The organism is Brachybacterium tyrofermentans, assembly GCF_039526165.1.
Lineage (GTDB): Bacteria > Actinomycetota > Actinomycetes > Actinomycetales > Dermabacteraceae > Brachybacterium > Brachybacterium tyrofermentans.
Window position 1 is genome coordinate 16,442 of the sequence record NZ_BAAAIR010000045.1, and the last position, 17,679, is coordinate 34,120.

General features: G+C 69.9%; 17 protein-coding genes and 1 tRNA gene. 13 read left to right on the forward strand and 5 right to left on the reverse strand.

Annotated elements, in window-relative coordinates; genetic code table 11:
- The first annotated feature begins 73 nt into the window (after window positions 1-73).
- From ABD093_RS13795 to ABD093_RS13805, 3 genes are read left to right on the forward strand one after another with little or no spacing between them, the layout of a single operon-like run.
- Window positions 74-1,018, forward strand: a complete 945-nt coding sequence (locus ABD093_RS13795; protein ID WP_343925241.1) for an ABC transporter substrate-binding protein — start codon at window positions 74-76, stop codon at window positions 1,016-1,018.
- The gene (locus ABD093_RS13800; RefSeq protein WP_377802279.1) at window positions 1,015-2,019 is read left to right on the forward strand and encodes an amino acid ABC transporter permease; all 1,005 of its coding nucleotides are present in this window, start codon (window positions 1,015-1,017) and stop codon (window positions 2,017-2,019) included. Before ABD093_RS13795 ends, ABD093_RS13800 begins: the two co-directional genes overlap by 4 nt.
- Window positions 2,019-2,885 carry an amino acid ABC transporter ATP-binding protein gene (locus ABD093_RS13805; protein WP_343925243.1) on the forward strand — a complete coding sequence of 289 codons (867 nt, stop codon included), beginning with the start codon at window positions 2,019-2,021 and terminating at the stop codon, window positions 2,883-2,885. The genes ABD093_RS13800 and ABD093_RS13805 overlap by 1 nt, the downstream gene beginning before the upstream one ends.
- Before the next feature lie 116 nt (window positions 2,886-3,001).
- Here ABD093_RS13805 and ABD093_RS13810 read toward each other — a convergent pair whose 3' ends face one another.
- Both ABD093_RS13810 and ABD093_RS13815 read right to left on the reverse strand, forming a co-directional pair.
- Complete coding sequence (locus ABD093_RS13810; RefSeq protein WP_343925245.1) at window positions 3,002-3,898, reverse strand: hypothetical protein; 897 nt, start codon at window positions 3,896-3,898, stop codon at window positions 3,002-3,004.
- Between the two features lie 322 nt (window positions 3,899-4,220).
- Window positions 4,221-6,497 (reverse strand): HAD-IB family hydrolase, encoded by a 2,277-nt coding sequence (locus ABD093_RS13815; protein ID WP_343925247.1) that lies wholly within the window; start codon window positions 6,495-6,497, stop codon window positions 4,221-4,223.
- Between the two features lie 145 nt (window positions 6,498-6,642).
- Between ABD093_RS13815 and ABD093_RS13820 the strand changes: the two genes are divergently transcribed.
- The 7 genes from ABD093_RS13820 to ABD093_RS13850 all read left to right on the forward strand — a co-directional run bounded on the left by ABD093_RS13820 (window position 6,643) and on the right by ABD093_RS13850 (window position 13,619).
- On the forward strand, window positions 6,643-7,419 hold the full coding sequence (locus ABD093_RS13820) for an SDR family NAD(P)-dependent oxidoreductase (RefSeq protein ID WP_343925249.1): 777 nt from the start codon (window positions 6,643-6,645) through the stop codon (window positions 7,417-7,419).
- A gap of 4 nt (window positions 7,420-7,423) precedes the next feature.
- Window positions 7,424-8,431, forward strand: a complete 1,008-nt coding sequence (locus tag ABD093_RS13825) for a lysophospholipid acyltransferase family protein (protein ID WP_343925251.1) — start codon at window positions 7,424-7,426, stop codon at window positions 8,429-8,431.
- The gene (locus ABD093_RS13830) at window positions 8,428-10,137 is read left to right on the forward strand and encodes an FAD-binding oxidoreductase (RefSeq protein ID WP_343925252.1); all 1,710 of its coding nucleotides are present in this window, start codon (window positions 8,428-8,430) and stop codon (window positions 10,135-10,137) included. The genes ABD093_RS13825 and ABD093_RS13830 overlap by 4 nt, the downstream gene beginning before the upstream one ends.
- Before the next feature lie 6 nt (window positions 10,138-10,143).
- Window positions 10,144-10,722 carry a histidine phosphatase family protein gene (locus tag ABD093_RS13835; protein WP_193118481.1) on the forward strand — a complete coding sequence of 193 codons (579 nt, stop codon included), beginning with the start codon at window positions 10,144-10,146 and terminating at the stop codon, window positions 10,720-10,722.
- 53 nt (window positions 10,723-10,775) lie between these two features.
- Entirely contained in the window at window positions 10,776-11,141 is a 366-nt protein-coding gene (locus ABD093_RS13840) for a hypothetical protein (protein WP_193118480.1), read from the forward strand.
- 470 nt (window positions 11,142-11,611) lie between these two features.
- Window positions 11,612-12,376: a ThuA domain-containing protein gene (locus ABD093_RS13845; RefSeq protein ID WP_343925255.1), complete on the forward strand. Its 765-nt coding sequence runs from the start codon at window positions 11,612-11,614 to the stop codon at window positions 12,374-12,376.
- Entirely contained in the window at window positions 12,366-13,619 is a 1,254-nt protein-coding gene (locus tag ABD093_RS13850; protein ID WP_343925257.1) for a Gfo/Idh/MocA family protein, read from the forward strand. The genes ABD093_RS13845 and ABD093_RS13850 overlap by 11 nt, the downstream gene beginning before the upstream one ends.
- A gap of 204 nt (window positions 13,620-13,823) precedes the next feature.
- On the opposite strand, the gene ABD093_RS13855 is transcribed toward ABD093_RS13850, so the two are convergent.
- From ABD093_RS13855 to ABD093_RS13865, 3 genes are all read right to left on the reverse strand, one after another.
- Window positions 13,824-13,896 (reverse strand) — tRNA-Arg (locus tag ABD093_RS13855).
- A gap of 109 nt (window positions 13,897-14,005) precedes the next feature.
- Window positions 14,006-15,058 carry an LppM family (lipo)protein gene (locus tag ABD093_RS13860; RefSeq protein WP_343925259.1) on the reverse strand — a complete coding sequence of 351 codons (1,053 nt, stop codon included), beginning with the start codon at window positions 15,056-15,058 and terminating at the stop codon, window positions 14,006-14,008.
- 147 nt (window positions 15,059-15,205) lie between these two features.
- Entirely contained in the window at window positions 15,206-15,799 is a 594-nt protein-coding gene (locus tag ABD093_RS13865; RefSeq protein ID WP_343925261.1) for a cell division protein CrgA, read from the reverse strand.
- Between the two features lie 115 nt (window positions 15,800-15,914).
- Here ABD093_RS13865 and ABD093_RS13870 point away from each other — a divergent pair, with 115 nt between their 5' ends.
- From ABD093_RS13870 to ABD093_RS13880, 3 genes are read left to right on the forward strand one after another with little or no spacing between them, the layout of a single operon-like run.
- Complete coding sequence (locus ABD093_RS13870; protein ID WP_343925263.1) at window positions 15,915-16,685, forward strand: DUF881 domain-containing protein; 771 nt, start codon at window positions 15,915-15,917, stop codon at window positions 16,683-16,685.
- Window positions 16,682-17,425: a class E sortase gene (locus tag ABD093_RS13875; protein ID WP_343925265.1), complete on the forward strand. Its 744-nt coding sequence runs from the start codon at window positions 16,682-16,684 to the stop codon at window positions 17,423-17,425. Before ABD093_RS13870 ends, ABD093_RS13875 begins: the two co-directional genes overlap by 4 nt.
- The gene (locus ABD093_RS13880; protein WP_343925267.1) at window positions 17,425-17,604 is read left to right on the forward strand and encodes a hypothetical protein; all 180 of its coding nucleotides are present in this window, start codon (window positions 17,425-17,427) and stop codon (window positions 17,602-17,604) included. Before ABD093_RS13875 ends, ABD093_RS13880 begins: the two co-directional genes overlap by 1 nt.
- Window positions 17,605-17,679: the final 75 nt, after the last annotated feature.

The following is a 17,679-nucleotide window of genomic DNA, read 5'->3' on the forward strand; positions in this document are numbered from 1 at the left end:
GGCTCCGCGGCCGTCGCGGTGAACCACCCAACATCGGTTTGTTTTCATGCATCCATGTGAATACTATTCACCCGTGACTTCCCTCCGCTCTCGTCGGCCTCCCCGTCGGCGCACCTTGCTGCGCGCGCTGCCGCTCGCCCTGGGCGGCGCGGTCCTCGCGCCGGCTCTGGCCGCCTGCACTGACGCTTCCGTGCGCCTGGACGCCGAGACCAACGCGATCCCTGAGGTCGACGTCGACAGCATCGAGGAGCAGCCCGAGCTCGCCGCCCTCGTGCCCGCCGAGATCCGCGAGCGGGGTGAGCTGGTCAACGGCGCCGCCCTGAACTACGCGCCCGGTGAGTTCGTCGGCTCCGGGGGAGGGGCGGTCGGCTACGACATGGACATCCTCGCCGCCATCGGCAAGGTGCTGGGCCTGACCACCCGCACCGAATCCGCGGTGTTCGCGCAGATCATCCCGTCGATCGGCTCGAAGTACGACGTCGGGATCTCGAGCTTCACGATCAACCCCGAACGCCTCGAGCAGGTCTCGATGGTGTCCTACTTCGCGGCCGGGATGTCCTACGCCGTGAAGACCGGGAACCCCTACGGCATCGCTCCGCCTGACCTGTGCGGCACCCGCGTCGCCCACCAGGTGGGCACCTATATGGACGACGTCGTCGTCGAGCGCGACCAGGAGTGCCGGGACGCGGGCGGCGACGGCATCGTCGACCAGCCCTACGTCGGCAATGCGGACGCCGCGACCGCCGTCGCCGGCGGCAAGGCCGACGTGCTGATCGGTGACTCGCCCGTCGTCGCCTACGCGGTGGACCGTTCGCGAGGCACCCTCGAGGAGGTCGGCGAGATCGAGGATGCGGCGCTGAACGGCATCGTCGTCGCCAAGGACCAGCCGGAGCTGGCCGAGGCGATCCGCGCGGCGGTGCAGCACCTCATCGACTCCGGCGCCCTCCGCGACATCCTCGTGGCCTGGGGCAACGAGAACGGCATGATCGAGACCTCGGAAGTGGACCCGCAGCAGTGAGCACACAGACCCCCGCCCCCGCCTCCGGCGCAGCCTCGGCAGGCCCTGCGACCGGCCGTCGCACCGCCGACCCGATCCCGGGCCGGATCCGCGCCAAGCGCAGCCCGCGCCCCGGCACCTGGATCAGCGCCGTCGTCGTCGCGCTGGTCGCGCTGGGCCTGATCAACTTCCTGATCACCAACCCCGTCTTCGACTGGCCCACCGTGGCGACCTACATCCTGGACGTCAAGGTGGTCCAGGGCGTGGGCTGGACGCTGCTGATCACCGTGCTCGCGATGGTGCTCGGCACCGTCGTGGCCCTCGCCGCCGCGATCATGCGCCGCAGCGAGAACCCGGTGCTGCGCGGCGTCTCCTGGGCGTACATCTTCATCTTCCGCGGCACCCCGGTGTACACCCAGCTGGTGTTCTGGGGCCTGTTCACCGTGATCGTCCCCAAGATCGCGCTGGGCGTGCCCTTCGGCCCCGAGTGGTTCTCGTTCTCCACCCGCGACTACTTCCCGGCGTTCTGGGCGGCCGTGGTGGGCCTGGGCCTGAACGAGGGCGCCTACCTCGCCGAGATCATCCGCTCGGGCCTGAACTCCGTGGACAAGGGGCAGACGGAAGCCTCCAAGGCGCTCGGCATGGGCAACGGCAACATCCTGCGGCGCATCATCATCCCGCAGGCCATGCGCGTGATCGTGCCGCCGCTGGGCAACGAGACCATCGGCATGCTGAAGACGACCTCGCTCGTGCTCGCCGTGCCCTTCACCCTCGATCTGACCTTCGCCACCAACGCGATATCGAACAGGCTCTACGCCCCGATACCGCTGCTGATCGTGGCCGCGATCTGGTACCTCGCGATCACCAGCGTGCTCATGGTGGGCCAGTTCTTCCTCGAGCGGTACTTCGGCCGCGGCTTCGATGACCGCACGGGCGGCGCCGCCCCGAAGCGCTCGCGCCAGTCCGCCGTGAACAACTCCGGCACGACCCCCAAGGACTCGCTCCCGGAGGTGGAGCTCTGATGACCCACGCCGCCACGCCCGCACCCACGCCCGAGGACGCGCCCGCGCCCGATGCCGCATCCGGGACCGCGCCCGATGCCACGTCCGCATCCGGGACCGCGCCGCTCATCCAGCTCGAGGGCATCCACAAGGCTTTCGGCGACCTCCACGTGCTCAAGGACTGCGACCTCTCCGTCGCACCGGGCGAGGTCACCGTGCTGATCGGCCCCTCCGGCTCGGGCAAGTCCACGCTGCTGCGCTGCATCAACCAGCTCGAGGAGCCGACGGCGGGGCGCGTGCGCATCGCCGGCGTCACCCAGGGCTACGCCGAAGAGCCCCTGGCCGACGGTCGCTGGCAGAAGCTGCCCAGCGCCGAGATCGCCCGCCAGCGCTCCCGCATCGGCATGGTCTTCCAGCGCTTCCACCTGTTCCCGCACATGACCGCCCTGGCGAACATCATGGAGGCTCCGATCCAGGTTCTCGGCCGTTCCAAAGCTGAGGCGAAGGAATCGGCGCTCGCCCTGCTGGAGCGGGTGGGGCTGTCCGACCGCGCCGACCACTACCCCTCCGAGCTCTCCGGTGGCCAGCAGCAGCGCGTCGCGATCGCCCGCGCCCTGGCCATGGAGCCCGAGCTGATGCTCTTCGACGAGCCGACGTCCGCCTTGGACCCGGAGCTCGTCGCCGAGGTGCTCGCCGTGCTCAAGGAGCTCGCCGAGGGCGGGATGACCATGATCGTGGTGACCCATGAGATGGGCTTCGCCCGCGAGGTCGCCGACAGGGTCGTGTTCATGGACGAGGGCATGATCGTCGAGCAGGGCACCGCCCAGGAGCTCATCGAGACCCCGAGGTCCGACCGCCTCCAGGACTTCCTCGCCTCGGTGCTCTGACCGGAGGCGTGGCCCTCGGTCCGGAGCAGCACAGCAGGGGCGCATCGCGATAGCGGTGCGCCCCTGCTGTGCTGTGGCCTCTCGCTGGGCCGGTGGCTGGTCCCCGACCGCGGCGATCAGACGGCCGGGATCTCGAACTCGCCCCGGAACTCGGGGATCACGGTGTCCTCACCGATCACCTCTGCCTCGGGACGCACGTACGAGCCCGTGAGGGTGTCGCCCGTGGTCTCGACGTAGATCGGGATGTAGCCGGTGGCCTCGCCGTCGCGACGCGGTGCTCCCTCGAAGTACTCGAAGCCGGCGGCGGTCAGCTCCTCGTCCGCGCTCGCCGCGTAGTTGACCTCCTCGCCGTCGTCCTCCAGGTAGAAGTCGGACTGGCTGACGACCCCGCCGTACTGCCCGCCGGGAGTCACGGTCACCTCGAGGTAGATCATCTCGCCGTCGGGGTTGTCCGTCGCGGCGTAGAAGTCGGTGGGGTTGCCCCGCACGGCGGAGAGGATGGTGACGACGTCGCCGGTCTCCTCGTCGACGAGCTCGGTGCCGATCTCGACGACGGTGGGCTCGCCCGCGGCGGCGGTGTCCTCACCAGCTGCGGCGTCCTCACCGTCGGCGGCATCATCACCCTGATCGGTGGTGTCGGTATCGGTGTCGGTACCGGCATCGGCGTCGGTGCCCTCAGCGTCGTCGGCGCCCGCGTCCTCGCCCGATGCAGTGTCGCCGTCCGACCCCTCGTCGGCGCTGTCGTCGGCCTCGTCGCCGGACCCGGTGTCCTCGGAGGTATCACCGTCGGAGTCGTCGCGCTCCTCCGCGGAGGAGCCGTCCTCCGACGCGCCCTCGGCGTCGTCGCCCTGGCCGTCACCCTCGTCGGCGCCGTCACCTTCTCTGTCCTGACCCTGCCCCTGCTCGGCCGGCTCACGGTCGGCCTCGGTCTCGCCGAAGCTGCCGCATGCGGTCAGCGCCAGCATGGTCGCGGCGGCCAGAGCTGCTCCGCGGGCGTAGATCGTCCTGGTCATGATGGTCCCCTCTCGGCTGGATCCGGAACCGCGACCATCGCCGTCCCGGGGCCTCGCAGCTCCCACCCGGGATCTGCCGCTCGACCTGGGATCGACGGTAGCAGGGCTCCTGCGCAGGGGCGATGGGGAGGAGTCCCCGTGCCGTGCTCCCCATAGCGCGCTCTCGGACTGCCCTCGTCCGGACACGACGCAGCCCCGTCGCACGGCGACGGGGCTGCTCATCGATCACGCCTGGAGGGACGGGGCCGGCTGGAGCGGTCCGCTCACCGGACCATCACGCTCACCGGACCATCACGCTCAGCGGTTCACCGCCTTCAGCGCGTCACCACTCCAGGATCTGCCAGCGCTTCTTCTTCGCCACGCCGTACAGGCCGAGGTCCGGCGAGACGGCGGTGGGGGAGCCGACCAGCTCGAGCCAGGAGGCATCGGCGTGGGAGTCGCCGTAGCCGTAGGACGAGGTCAGGTCCGCGCCGTGGAGGTCGGCGTACTTGCGCAGCCAGTTCGCGCGGGCCTCGTCGACCAGCGGGGGAGTGGCCAGGTAGCCGGTCATGACCCCGGAGGCGTCCTCATCCATATGGGTGGCGACGACCTCGTCGAACAGACCCGCGAGCGGCTCCACGAGCACGTCGAGCGCGCCGCTGACCAGCACGGTCCGGTGCCCGGCGGCACGGTGGCGCTCGATCGTCTCGAGGGCCTCGGGACGGATCGACGCGCGGATGCGGCGCCCGGCCTCACCCTGCATGAGGGAGCGCAGCTCGTCGCTGCGGTAGCCCTTGTAGCGGCGGTTGACCGTACGGATCAGCTCGGAGCGGTCCCGCTTCTCCGCCCGCAGGTACCCGGGGACGGCGGCGAGCAGGCCGCCGATCTCGGCGGGCCAGGACCGGCGGGGACGCGTCGCACGGACCACCGAGAAGTACTGCTGGACGATGTTCGTGGCGAGCACGGTGCCGTCGAGATCGAAGACGGCCAGGGCGTTCTCGTTCTGCTTGAGCTCCGGCGCGGGGCGCGAGCTGCGCTTGCGCTGGGCGGACTTCGCCCGGGAGTACGCCTTGGTGAGGTCGGTGACGGCCGGCAGGTGCTGCTTCGTGAAGTACTCGCGCCAGTCGATCCCGGTGACGTCGAAGTCGTGGTCCGAGAGGAAGTCCGCAGAGAGCTCGTCCCGCAGAGCGCGCGTGTTGGCGTCGTCGAAGACCATCTCCGTCTTCGTGTACTGGCGGTACAGCTCGATGTACATGCGCAGCGTGGTCAGCCCGGACGTCGCCTTGTGCAGGTCCGACGTCCACGCCCGGGTGCGCTTGGTGGCGGGGAGGTAGGCGACGGCGGTTGCCCCGGCCTTCGCGGCGAGCTCCTTGGCCCGGAAGCGCTGCTCGACCATCTCCACGGCCGGGAAGGTCCAGGCGGGGACCTCGATGGCCTTGCCCTCGTCGTCCTCGAGCGGGTTCTCCACGAAGTACTCGCGCACCGCGGTGAACATCTCGTGGAAGGGCAGGGGGTTCGAGGCGCCGGAGACCACCTGGTAGTAGGCGTCGTCGCCACGACGGGAGACGTCCTGGGTGGCCAGGGCCACGATCACGTTGACCACGAAGTCCACGGGGATGACGTCGAGGATCGAGTCCGCCAGGCCCGGGAACTCGGGCAGGGCGCCGCGGCCGTAGGCCATGATCAGCGGGTCGGCGACCTTGTAGCCGTCGATCCAGCCCGGATACGGGTTCTGGACGGCGGATTCGATGATCGAGGGCCGCACGAAGGAGACACGGTGGCCGTTGGCGGTCCACAGCTCCTCGGCGACCTGCTCCGCCATCGCCTTGGTGAAGGTGTAGATGTCGGTCCAGCCCACGGACTGGGCGCGGGTGCGGCCGAAGTCGACCAGGCGCTCGTCGACCCAGGCGCGGCGGGCCTCCTCGGAGGCGGAGGCGACGGCCTTGGGACCCATGCGGCCGGTGCGCAGCGTCGCGCCGCGGATCTGGGAGCGCAGGGTCTCGGGCCGACGGGACTCGGCGTCGACCCGGGTGCGGGCGTCGACCGCGGCCTGGTATTCGGCGCGCCAGTCGACGTCGGTCTGCAGCGATCCCTCCTGGCGGAGGCCCTTGGCGATGCCGCCGACGTAGGCGGTCGAGACGTGGATGACGTGCGGGTCCTGGCCGGAGGCGAGCAGCGCCTCGTAGAGGTTCCGCGCCCCGCCGACGTTGGTGCGGAAGGCCTCGTCGATCGGCGGGTCGAAGGAGACCGACGACGCCGAGTGGATGACCACGTCGAAAGGATCCTCGATGGCGGGCATATCGGTGAGGTCGCCCTCGAGCACGGAGACCCGGGCGTCGAACGCAGCCTTCACGGTCTCCTTGCCACCCTCGCCGAGCGCGTCGGCCCAGGAGGAGAAGACCGGCTTGCGCAGCAGCTGCTCGAGGCGCTTGAGCCCGCTGAGGGAGCCCTTGGGGCGCACCACGGCGGTGATGTAGGTGTTGTCGGTGGTCTCCAGGAGGGACCGCAGGACCGCCTGGCCCAGGAATCCTGTGACGCCGGTCAGCAGGATCCGGCGATCCCCGTCGCGGTGCCCGCCGCTGCTGGCGGACTGGTCGGCGGACGGTGTGCTGTTCGACATGGATTCCCTCTATGGACGGGTACGGCAGGACGTGGAAGTTATGGCGCCCGAGCCTCGAGCGAGTCGCGTTCGCCGCGCCTCGGGACGGCCTCACCAGGGGTGTTTCCCGCGCTGGTCAGGGCGGCTCTAGTGTATCGTAGCCGCCATGCATAGGGCCCTGATCACCGGTGGCACCGCGGGCATCGGGGCCGCTTTCGCGAGAGCTTTCGCTGGTCGCGGAGCTTCCCTCGTTCTTGTCGCGCGTGACCCTTCCCGCCTGGACGAATCCGCCGCGCAGCTTCGGCGCGAGTACGGCGTCGAGGTCGAGACCATCGTCGCCGACCTCTCCGACCGCGAGGCGCAGCAGCGCGTCGCCGACCGCCTCGTCGCGGCGACGAACCCGGTCGACGTGCTCGTCAACAACGCCGGCTTCTCGGTGAAGGCGAGCCTTCTCGAGGAGGACATCTCCGCGCACGACCTCGGCTTCGAGGTGATGATCCGCGCCGTGCTGAAGCTCGGCGGCGCGGCAGGCCGGGGGATGAGCGAGCGCGGCCGTGGCTGGATCATCAACGTGGGCTCCGTGAGCGCCCTGGTGACCCAGAACAACTACTCCGCGATCAAGGCCTGGGTGGGCAACTACTCCGAGTCGCTCGGAGTGCAGCTGGCAGGCACCGGCGTGCAGGTCACCGCGCTCATGCCGGGCTGGGTGCGCACCGAGTTCCACAACCGCGCAGGGATCAAGGGGTCCTCGATCCCGGGCGTCCTGTGGCTCGACGCCGACCGCCTGGTCGAGGAGTGCCTGCGCGATGTGGCCCGCGGGAAGCCGGTCTCGATCCCTTCTCTGCGCTGGAAGGGGATCGCCGGTGTCCTGCGCACGACTCCTCGTGGGATCGTGGCCCGACTGAGCGCACGGCTCAGCCACCGTCGCAGCCGGGAGAAGTGATCGCATGACCCCGCAGAACTCCGCGCAGGACCCCGAGGACACCGTCGATCCTGCCGGCGGCGCCTTCCCGGCGCGATCCGGTGGCGCCGCAGGCCACGTGCACCCCTCTGGCTCTGTCGAGGACGCCGACGCGGTTGCCGACGACCTCGTCGACACCGATGAGGACGCCGAGGGGGAGTCCGGCGGTGACGCTCCTGACGGTCCGGCCGGCGAGACGAAGCAGCCCGGCGAGGCGAAGCAGCCCAGCGCCGGCCGACGCCTCATGGAGTCGCTCTCGGCCCGCTCGCGCGGAGAGGGCTGGGAGAAGCCCGAGGGGGATCTCGCGAAGTACCGCTCACGATGGCGTTCGGGGGTCCGCTTCGTGCTGCAGCGGGTGATCTTCCGGATGGTCGTGAGGTCCGCGGTGACCCCGCAGGTCGTGATGCACCGGCGCGTCAAGAGCGTCCGGGGGCCGTTCGTGCTGGTCGCGAACCACACCAGCCATGTCGACGGGCCCCTGCTGGCGCTCAGCCTGCCGTGGGCCCAGGGTCGCCTGCTCTCCACCGGGGTGGCGACCGATTACTGGTTCGATCACTTCTTCCGTCGGATCTTCGTGCGCACCATGCTCAACGCCTTCCCGATCGATCGTGGCGGCAACCGCAAGAACTCCGGCACCTCGCGCAAGCTCCTGCGCGCCGGAGTGCCGATCCTGGTCTTCCCGGAGGGCGGTCGCCAGAGCAGCGGCCAGATGACCAGCTTCAAACCCGGCGGAGCGGCCCTCGCGATCAGCGTCGGCGTGCCCGTCATCCCGGCGGCGATCGTCGGAGGCTACGAGGCGATGCCCAAGGGCCGGAACTGGCCGCAGGGCCGCCCTCCGGTGCGCGTCGTCTTCGGGGAGCCGATCATCTCCGACGAGGACGAATCCGCGGTCGATTTCTCCGACCGGATCCGCGGGCGCGTCAAAGACCTGTACGAGCAGCATCACGACGAGGTCCTGGGCGCGGACGCCCCGGACGAGGAGGAAACCGCATGAGCGACCGGCTGAGCGCCCGAGAGGTCAAGCGGCACAAGTGGTGGGGGTGGGGTCTGGACGACGTCACCTTCCGGTACGACAACAAGCCCGCCTTCGCCCCGCTGGCGAAGAACAAGATCGGCGTGGATCTCGCGGCGAAGGACACCCCGGTCGAGCCCGATCTGGCCGATTTCGACGTGCCCTCGAGCCGGATGCCCGCCGACGTGCGTGCGCTGCTGACCGGCGTGGTCGGCGAGGAGAACCTGGTCGACGACGACGAGTACCGCGTGCTCCACTCCTTCGGCCGCTCGCTGCCCGACCTCTTCCGCGTGCGCGCCGGTGACTTCGAGCGCCTGGTCGATGCCGTGATCTACCCGGACTCCGAGGAGGAGGTCGCCGCGATCCTCCGCATCGTCCTGGAGAAGGACCTGGTGCTGATCCCCTACGGCGGCGGTTCCTGCATCTCCGGCTCGGTCACGCCCGACGTCACCGAGCAGCGTCCCGTGCTCACCATGAACCTCGGCCGCATGCGCGAGGTCCTCGAGATCGACGACACCGCGGGCCTCGCGCGCGTCGAGGCCGGCGTCTACGGGCCCGACCTCGAGGAGCAGCTCAACGCCCTGGGCTGGACCGTCGGCCACTTCCCGGACTCCTTCACCTACTCGACCCTCGGCGGCTGGGCCGCGACCCGTTCCTCGGGCATGCAGTCCGACAAGTACGGCGACATCGAGGACATCGTGCGCGGGCTGCGCATGGTCCACCCCGACGGCATCGCGCACACCAAGGCGATCCCGGGGCGCGACTCGGGACCCAGCGTGCACGAGATGATCCTGGGCAGCGAAGGCCGCCTCGGCATCATCACCGAGACGACCGTGCAGGTGCATCGCCTCGCGCCGGTGCGCCAGGTCATCGCCTATATGTACCCGGATTGGGAGCACGGCATCCGCGGCATGCACGCGATCGCCCGCTCCACCGACGTCTCGCCCACCTTCACCCGGCTCTCCGACGGTCCCGAGACCGAGTTCAGCCTCGCCATGGTCAAGGAGCCCAGCTCCACCAAGGGCAAGGTCGCCTCGAAGGTGCAGGACGGGCTGTTCGCCTACCTGCGCTCGAAGGGCTGGGACACCACGAACGAGATGTCGATCTCCTACGTGTGCTTCGAGGGCTCGAAGGAGTCCGTCGACCAGCAGAAGTCGATCGTCAAGAAGATCGTGAAGCACGCCGGCGGCATCACGCTGGGCGCGGGCCCCGGGGCGATCTACGACCAGAAGAAGTTCGACACCCCGTACCTGCGCGACTTCATGTTGAACTACCAGGTCTTCGGCGACGTCTGCGACACCGGCGCGACCTGGTCGAACCTCAACGCCGTGCACGCGAAGGCCTTCGAGGCGTTCCACACGGCGCAGAAGCAGCAGGGCCTGCCGGGCTTCATGTTCTCCCACATGTCGCACAGCTACCACGCCGGGGCCTGCCTCTACTTCACCTTCGCCTTCCCGTACTCCTCGCACGAGGAGGCTCTCGAGCAGTACTTCACGGCCAAGAACGCGGTGCAGCAGAGCTTCGTGGACCTCGGTTCGACGGTCAGCCATCACCACGCGGTGGGCACCGAGCATCAGCCGTGGATCACCGAGGACATCGGCGAGGTCGGCGTGCGCATGGTCAAGGGCCTGTTCGCCGACAACGACCCCGGGCGGAACCTCAACCCGGGCAAGGTCACCACGCCCTGAGCGGCCATGAGTGACGTCTGGGTGCTGCGGCACGGGGAATCCACCGCCAACGTGGAGGGGCGGATCGTCTCGCTGCCCGGGCCGCGCGCCCTGACGCAGGTGGGCCTGACCGCTCTGGGCCGACGCCAGGCGCAGGCCACGGCGCGCGGCGCTCTCGAGCAGGGGCTGGGAGAGACGACGCTCCTCGTCTCCAGCGACTTCGCCCGGGCCCTGCAGACCGCCGAGGAGTTCGCCCACGGGATCGGGGCCGCCGCGCCCCGGCTCGACGAACGGCTGCGGGAGCGGGGCTTCGGCACGCACGACGAGGGCCCCGCGAGCGCGTATGACCTGGTGTGGTCGGTCGACCGGGCGCGCGGGGAACATGCCGACGACGTGGAGCAGGTCGATGTCGTGGCGGCCCGTGTGGACCAGGTGCTCCGCGCCGCGGATGCCCTTGCGGCCGACGCCCCCGTCGTGCTCGTCGCCCACGGGGACATCCTGCAGATCGCCCTCGCGATCGGGGAGGGCATGGATCCGCACGACCATCGGGACGTCCCGCACCTGGGCAACGCCGAGCTGCGTCGGATCGGGTCGGCCCGCCTGTGAGCGATGCGCGGTCGGCGCGAGGGGCGCACGGGGCGCCGGGAGCGGTCCCTGGAGTGGTCTTCGTGGTGAGCGGCGGGCGCACGGAGGCACAGGAGCTCCTCGACGCCTTCTTCCACGACCGCGGCTGGGCCCGCCGGGAGCGCGGCGAGGGCCGCATCGACTACGAGTGCGGCAGCCGCCGGCGCACCATCCTGCTCGGTGCCCTGGCGGGAGAGGGGTTCTTCCTGACCGCACCGGTGGAGCTCCGGGAGCGGGAGCCCGGCACCGAGGTCCGGTACCGCTGGGGTGAGGGAGCGGGTGCGGCACTCGGCGGGTCCCTCGGCCGTCGCCGTGCGGCCCGTGCGCATCAGCAGACCGCCGACGCCCTCGAGGCGCACCTCGAGCACCTGGGCCTTCTCGTGCAGGTGCGCAGAGCCTGAGGCCGCGCACGCTGGAGACTGCGCAGTGCCTGAGACCGTGCAGTGCCTGAGACCGCGCTGAGTCTGAGATCGCGCAGGGCCTGAGGACGCGCCGCGCAGGAGATCGGGTGCCTGCGGGCGGAGGGCCTGCTCGTCAGGCGGGCAGGTCCCCTCGCCATTGAGGGAACCCGTCGACGACCATAGTTGGCTACTGGTGAGTAATGCGTCACAGACGGGTCACGGTTCGCCCGTGTGCCGCCACGGGCGAGTCGGCCCGGAAGGCGACGACGCAGGCGGCTTCGCGTCGGCCGCACATCGGTCTCCCCTCTGCCTCGTGCGGGCACCGTGGGGGCGCGCGATCCCGCGCTCGACACACCGGATGCGGCGCGTCGTGGACAGAACGTTTCCCTCGTGGGAATCCACCCCTACGATGGACGGACCGCGCTGACGGGGTAGCCCTCGGCGCACCTTCCACATCACAGAGGATTGCAATGACACTGCGCATCGCCGTGTTCGGCGAGAACCGGCACGAGAAGGTCGACCCGAAGGTCCAGGAGATCTACCCCGAGGGCATGCACACCGTGATCGCCGGGGGCCTGCGCGACGTGCTCGCGGCCGACGGCGTCGACGCCGAGGTGCGGATCGCCCTGCTGGACGACATCGAGGAGACCCTCTCCGAGGAGGCCCTCGCCGAGACCGACGTGCTCACCTGGTGGGGCCACATGGCCCACGAGGACGTGCCCGACGAGGTCGTCGCCCGCGTGGTGCGCCGCGTCCACGAGGGCATGGGCCTGATCCCGCTGCACTCGGCCCACTACTCCAAGCCGTTCAAGGCGCTCATGGGCACCACCTGCTCGCTGCTGTGGCGCAACGAGGGCGAGGAGGAGCGGGTGTGGACCGTCAACGGGTCCCACCCCATCGCCCGCGGGGTCCCGCACCCGATCGTCATCCCCGCCCAGGAGATGTACGGCGAGATGTTCGACATCCCGGCGCCCGACGAGCTCGTCTTCGTCTCGTCCTTCGCCGGCGGCGAGGTCTTCCGCTCCGGCGCCGCCTTCCGCCGCGGCAAGGGCAAGGTCTTCTACTTCAGCCCCGGCGACCAGGAGTACCCCGTCTACCGCCAGAGCGAGATCCAGCGCGTGCTGGCCAACGCCGTGGTGTGGGCCCGCCCCGAGGATCGCCCGGCCGAGCCCGTGAAGATCGCCAACGCGCCGCGCGACTGGTTCCGGGGCGAGGAGGTCTCGCGTGTCATCTGATCTCGACTTCTCCACCGCATCCCTCTCGGCCGCGGATCTCGCCGCGGAGCAGGGCACCGACACGTCGGCCGCTCCGACCCTCGCCCCCCACCTGACCGGCTTCCCGAAGCTCCCCTCGGACCGTCCGGCCCGCGTGGTCGTGGTCGGCGCCGGCGGCATGGGCAGCTGGTGGGCCCGCGAGGTCGTCGCGAGCGGCGTCGCCGAGCTGGTGGGCGTCGCCGACCTCGTCGAGGGCGCCCCGCAGAAGGTCATCGAGCAGTCCGGCGCGGCCGATCCGTCGGCCATCGCCGCAGGCACCGACGGCGTGGACCTGGCCCTGGAGGTCGGCGCGGATCTGCTGATCGATCCCACCGTGCCGGTCGCCCATCACCCCGTCACCGTGAAGGCGCTGCACGCCGGGATCCCGGTGCTCGGCGAGAAGCCGGTCACCGAGAACCTGCACGAGGCGATCAGCCTGCTCGCGCACACCCAGCTGACGGGGGTGCCGTTCATGGTGTCCCAGTCACGGCGGTTCTTCCGCCAGGTGCGCCAGCTGCGCAGCTTCGTCGCCGCACACGGGCCGACGGTGCTCACCAGCGCCTTCTTCTCGCTGTTCACCGAGATGGAGGGCTACCGGCGCACGCAGCAGCATCCGTTGCTGCGGGACATGGGCATCCACGCCTTCGACACCGCGCGCTACATCATGGATGCCGACCCGGTCGCGGTCACCGCGCGCGGCGCCCAGCCCGAGTGGAGCGTGTACGAGCACGACGCCACCGTCACGGCGACCTTCGAGATGTCCGACGGGTCGCTGTTCGTCTACAACGGCACCTGGAACGCCCGCGGGCTGCCGACCTACTGGAACAGCGAGTGGCGGATCGGGGCCCAGCAGGGCTCGGCCACCTGGGACGGCAAGGGGGTGCCTGTGCTCGGCACCGAGGACGAGGCCGCCACCGAGCGCCTCCAGGCCGCTGTGGACGCCGAGACGGGGGAGGAGCCCGACCAGATCGCCGCCTCGCTCATCGAGTTCGTCAGCGCGCTGCGTGAAGGGCGCACTCCGATGTGCGAGGTGCACGAGAACCTGCTCAGCTTCGCGATGGTCGAGGCGGCCGTCGCCTCCGTGGAGCGCGGACAGCGCGTCGAGATCGACGAGCTGCTCGAGCAGGCCCGTCTCGAGGCGATCGCTGCGGAGGCCCATCAAGGTGCCCGCGAGCTCATGCAGTCCTGGAGCTCGGTGCGCGAGGTGCTCGCCGCCGCGCAGTGACCAGCCCTGCAGGACGACACCGGACCCGGTAAGCCGATCGCTGGCCTGCCGGGTCCGGCGCATTCAGGGGGTCTGCTGCCGTGGCTTCGAGAGCTGGAGCCCCGCGCGGGCCCCGGCATCATCCCGAGTCCGCAGAGACAGGCAGAGTGCACGAAGAAGCCCCTCACAGCACTTCTCGGTGCTGTGAGGGGCTTCATCCTGCGGTGCGCCCGAAGGGATTCGAACCCCCAACCTTCTGATCCGTAGTCAGATGCTCTATCCGTTGAGCTACGGGCGCTTGTCAGTTGAACTGACCTGGTCAACAATAGTTGACCGCTCCGATCCGCGCCAATCCTGGAGTCATGACGCTCCTCACACGACTCCAGGATCGGCGGTTGGACCTGGGATCACCAGCCCGGATTCTGCGGGGGCTGGTTCCCTCCCTGCGGGTTCTCAGAGTCCGGGCGCTGCTGGTTCCACGGCTGGTCCTGATCGCTCGGCGGAGCGGCCGGCGGTGATGCCTGGCCCCACTGCTGGCCGTCCTGGGGTGCTGCGGGAGGCGGTGATGCCTGGCCCCACTGCTGGCCGTCCTGGGGTGCGGCGGCCGGCGGTGATGCCTGGCCCCACTGCTGGCCGTCCTGGGGTGCTGCGGGAGGAGGCGACGCCTGGCCCCACTGCTGCCCGTTCTGAGGCGTGGCGGGAGGGGTGTTGCCTGAGGGCATCGAGGCCGCGCCGGCAGCAGCGCCGCCGAAGGCCGCCGGGACGCCTGTGCCCGAAGCGCCGTTCGAGGTCTTCTTACGGCGTGCGCGGATCACGAAGAAGATGATCGCTGCGAGCACGAGCAGCAGCAGGAATCCGAGCACCACCACGATGATGATCACGATGAGCCACGGGAATCCGCCCGACTCCGCCGTGATGTCCACGCCGCTGTAGAAATCGACGATGTCCGTGTACGTGACGGTGTTGCCGTCGATCGTGCCGCCCTGGGACTCGAGGACCTTGCCCGGGAAGGTGAAGGTCATCTTGAAATCGAAATCGGAGACGTCTGCGCCGTAGAGGGACGCGAACATGTCGAGATCCGCCTGCGTGAGCGCCTCGGATCCCATGTCCATGGTCAGGTGGTATTCGCCATCGGACTCCGCGAGCTCCATGCCGGACCCGAACTCGGAGCGTTCCATGGGGCCGGAGAAGCGGCAGCCCCAGAGGCCGTCCTCCTCGTAGGCCTCGATCGTCACGGTGCCGATGGGCTCGTCCGATTCGATGTCGTCGCACATGGCCTGCGCGTTGTCGAACTCGCTCTCGACGAAGGAGGGCTTGAACCCCATGTCGAAGGAGACCTGCATGGAGTCGACGTCCTTGACCTCGAACTCCGCGTGCATCTTTCCGCAGCCCGCGAGGAGCAGCACGAACGGTAGGACGAGCAGGGCATAGAGCCGTCGCCGAGCTGAAATGGTTTTCATGGTTCCCCCGTCGCGTGATGCTGGAATCGTCAGCACTGCGCGCTGACAGCGCGCTGGATCTGATTCAGGATACCTGGACAGAATCCTCTGTGCGGTGGGGAGAACTCCCCACCGCAGCATCAACCGGAGAACTGCGGCGCGGAGGAACTACTTCCAGAACATGAGCATGCCGCCGCCGACCAGCATCACGCCGAAGCCGGCCGCGAGGTTCCAGTCGCCGATGGGCAGGGGCAGGGTGCCGCCCGAGAGGTAGAAGGTGACGAGGTACGCCAGCCCCAGGAGGAGGAACACGACGGCCGTCGGGGCCAGCCACGCAGGGTTCGGGGCCTCGGCGGCGACGCGACGGCGGCCTGTGCGCGCGGTCTCCGCGGCGGCGGCCTTCTTCGGCGAGGTGGAGCGGGTGGCGTCCTTCGCCTTCTCGCTGACCTCGCTGCCGCTGGTCGACCCCGAGTCCGTGTCGGAGGCCTTCTCCGCGTTCTTGCCCGTGGACTTCCCGGACGCCTTGCGCGAGCCCTTGGCCGGGGCCGGGGCCTTCGCATCCTTCGTCGTCGCGTCCTTCGCCGTCGCGCGCGAGCGCTTCACGGGGTCCTTGCCGGCGACGCTGTCCGTGGCTGCCGGGGAGGCGTCCGGGGTATCCGCGACGGTCGTGAGCTCGTCGAGATCGTCCGTCGCGGGCTCGACGGCTCCGGCCTTCGCTGCCGATGCCGCCCGTGCGGACGACTTCTTCTTGCTCCTGGCCATGAAAAGGTGCTCCCTCGAGACTGCCTGTCGCGCGGGCGTGCCGCACGGGTCCGCAGATACGGACCTTGGCCTAGGGTAATGCGCGTGGACTGAGCGTGCGAAGCGAGGAGGGGTCATGGCTGCGGATACCGCTGGATCGTCCGGCCCCGAGGGCTCCTCATCGGGCCGCCCTCCGCGGCGAGCCCCCGGTCCCCGGCAGCGGGTCGGTCTCGCCCTGGTGATGATCCTGTGCGGCGTGCTGTTCGCGACCACCGCCCGGATCTCCGGCGGGAGCTCGATCCGCGACGAGAGCGGCGATGTCGTCGGCGTGCTCCACGAACGGGGCCGCACCATCGAGCAGCTCACGGGCGACGCGACGGAGAAGCGCGCCGAGATCGAGGAGCTCTCCGCCGGGAGCGGCGACGCGGCCACCCAGGAGCGCACCACCGTCGTCGCCGATGCCGTCGGGCTCAGCGAGGTCAGCGGGCCGGCCTTGAAGATCACCCTGACCGACGCCCCCACCAGCACGCTCGGCTCGATCCCCGATGTCGAGCCGGATGATCTGGTGGTGCACCAGCAGGACATGGAGTCCTACATCAACGCGCTGTGGGCCGGGGGCGCCGAGGCGATGATGCTGCAGGACCAGCGGGTCGTCAACGGCAGCGCCTTCCGCTGCGCGGGCAACACCCTCCTGCTCGAGGGGCGGGTCTACTCGCCGCCGTTCGTGATCACGGTGATCGGCCCGACCGATCAGATGCTGGCCGAGCTCGACACGACACCCGGGGTGCAGGTATATCGTGAATGGGTGGACTACGTGGGTCTCGGCGAACGTGTCGAGACCGTGGATGCCGCCACCCTCCCCGCCTTCGAAGGATCCCTGACCCTCGACATCGCGAAAGCTGGATGATGGCCAGACGCTCCACCCCCACGCATCGGCACGGACCGAGCCCTCTCGCCGTTGCCATCGGCATCGTCGGCGAGCTGCTGCTCACCCTCGGTGCCCTGCTCCTCCTGTTCCTGGTCTGGCAGCTGTGGTGGACCGACGTCGTCGCGGACCGGGAGCAGTCCGGCATCATCGCCGGCCTCCAGGACGACTGGGGGAGCGTCGACCAGGAGACGATCGCTCCTGCCCAGGACGGTCCGCCGCCGCGTCCCGACACCCTGGGGGAGAACCGGGTCTGGGGCACCATGCACGTGTCGACCTTCGACCGCGACACCTTCCCGCTCGCCGAAGGGGTGAGCCTCGAGGAGGTCCTCAACGTCAAGGGCGCCGGCCACTACCCGGACACGGCCCTCCCCGGCGAGGTCGGGAACTTCTCGGTCGCCGGGCACCGCAACACCTACGGTCGGGTCTTCGAGGACATCGCGAGCCTGCAGCCCGGCGAGCCGATCGTCGTCGAGACGGCCGACGCGTTCTACGTGTACGAGGTGACCGAGTCGCTGATCGTGGACCCCTCCGCGGTGGAGGTCATCGCCCCGGCCCCGGGGGAGCCCGGCGCGGAGCCGACCGAGCAGATGATGACGCTGACCGCCTGCCATCCGATGTACTCGGCCCGAGAGCGATACATCGTCCACGCGGAGTTCGCCTACTGGACCGATCGCGCCGACGGCATCCCCGAGGCCCTCGCCACCACGGAGGAGACCTGATGTACGCCTGGATGTTCCGCCATCTGCCCGGCCCGCTGTGGGCCCGGATACTGCTGGTCGTGGTGCTGCTGGCGCTGATCGTCGTGGCGCTGTTCGGCTGGGTGTTCCCCGCGATCGCGCCCTACATGCCGTTCAACGACGGGCTGGTGGGCGCAGCGGCAGCCGGGACGGCCGGTTAGAGGGGCGACCGGCGAGACGGCCGACGAGCCCGATGACCGGCGAGACCGGCGGCCGATGGCGCCCGCCGGCCGGTG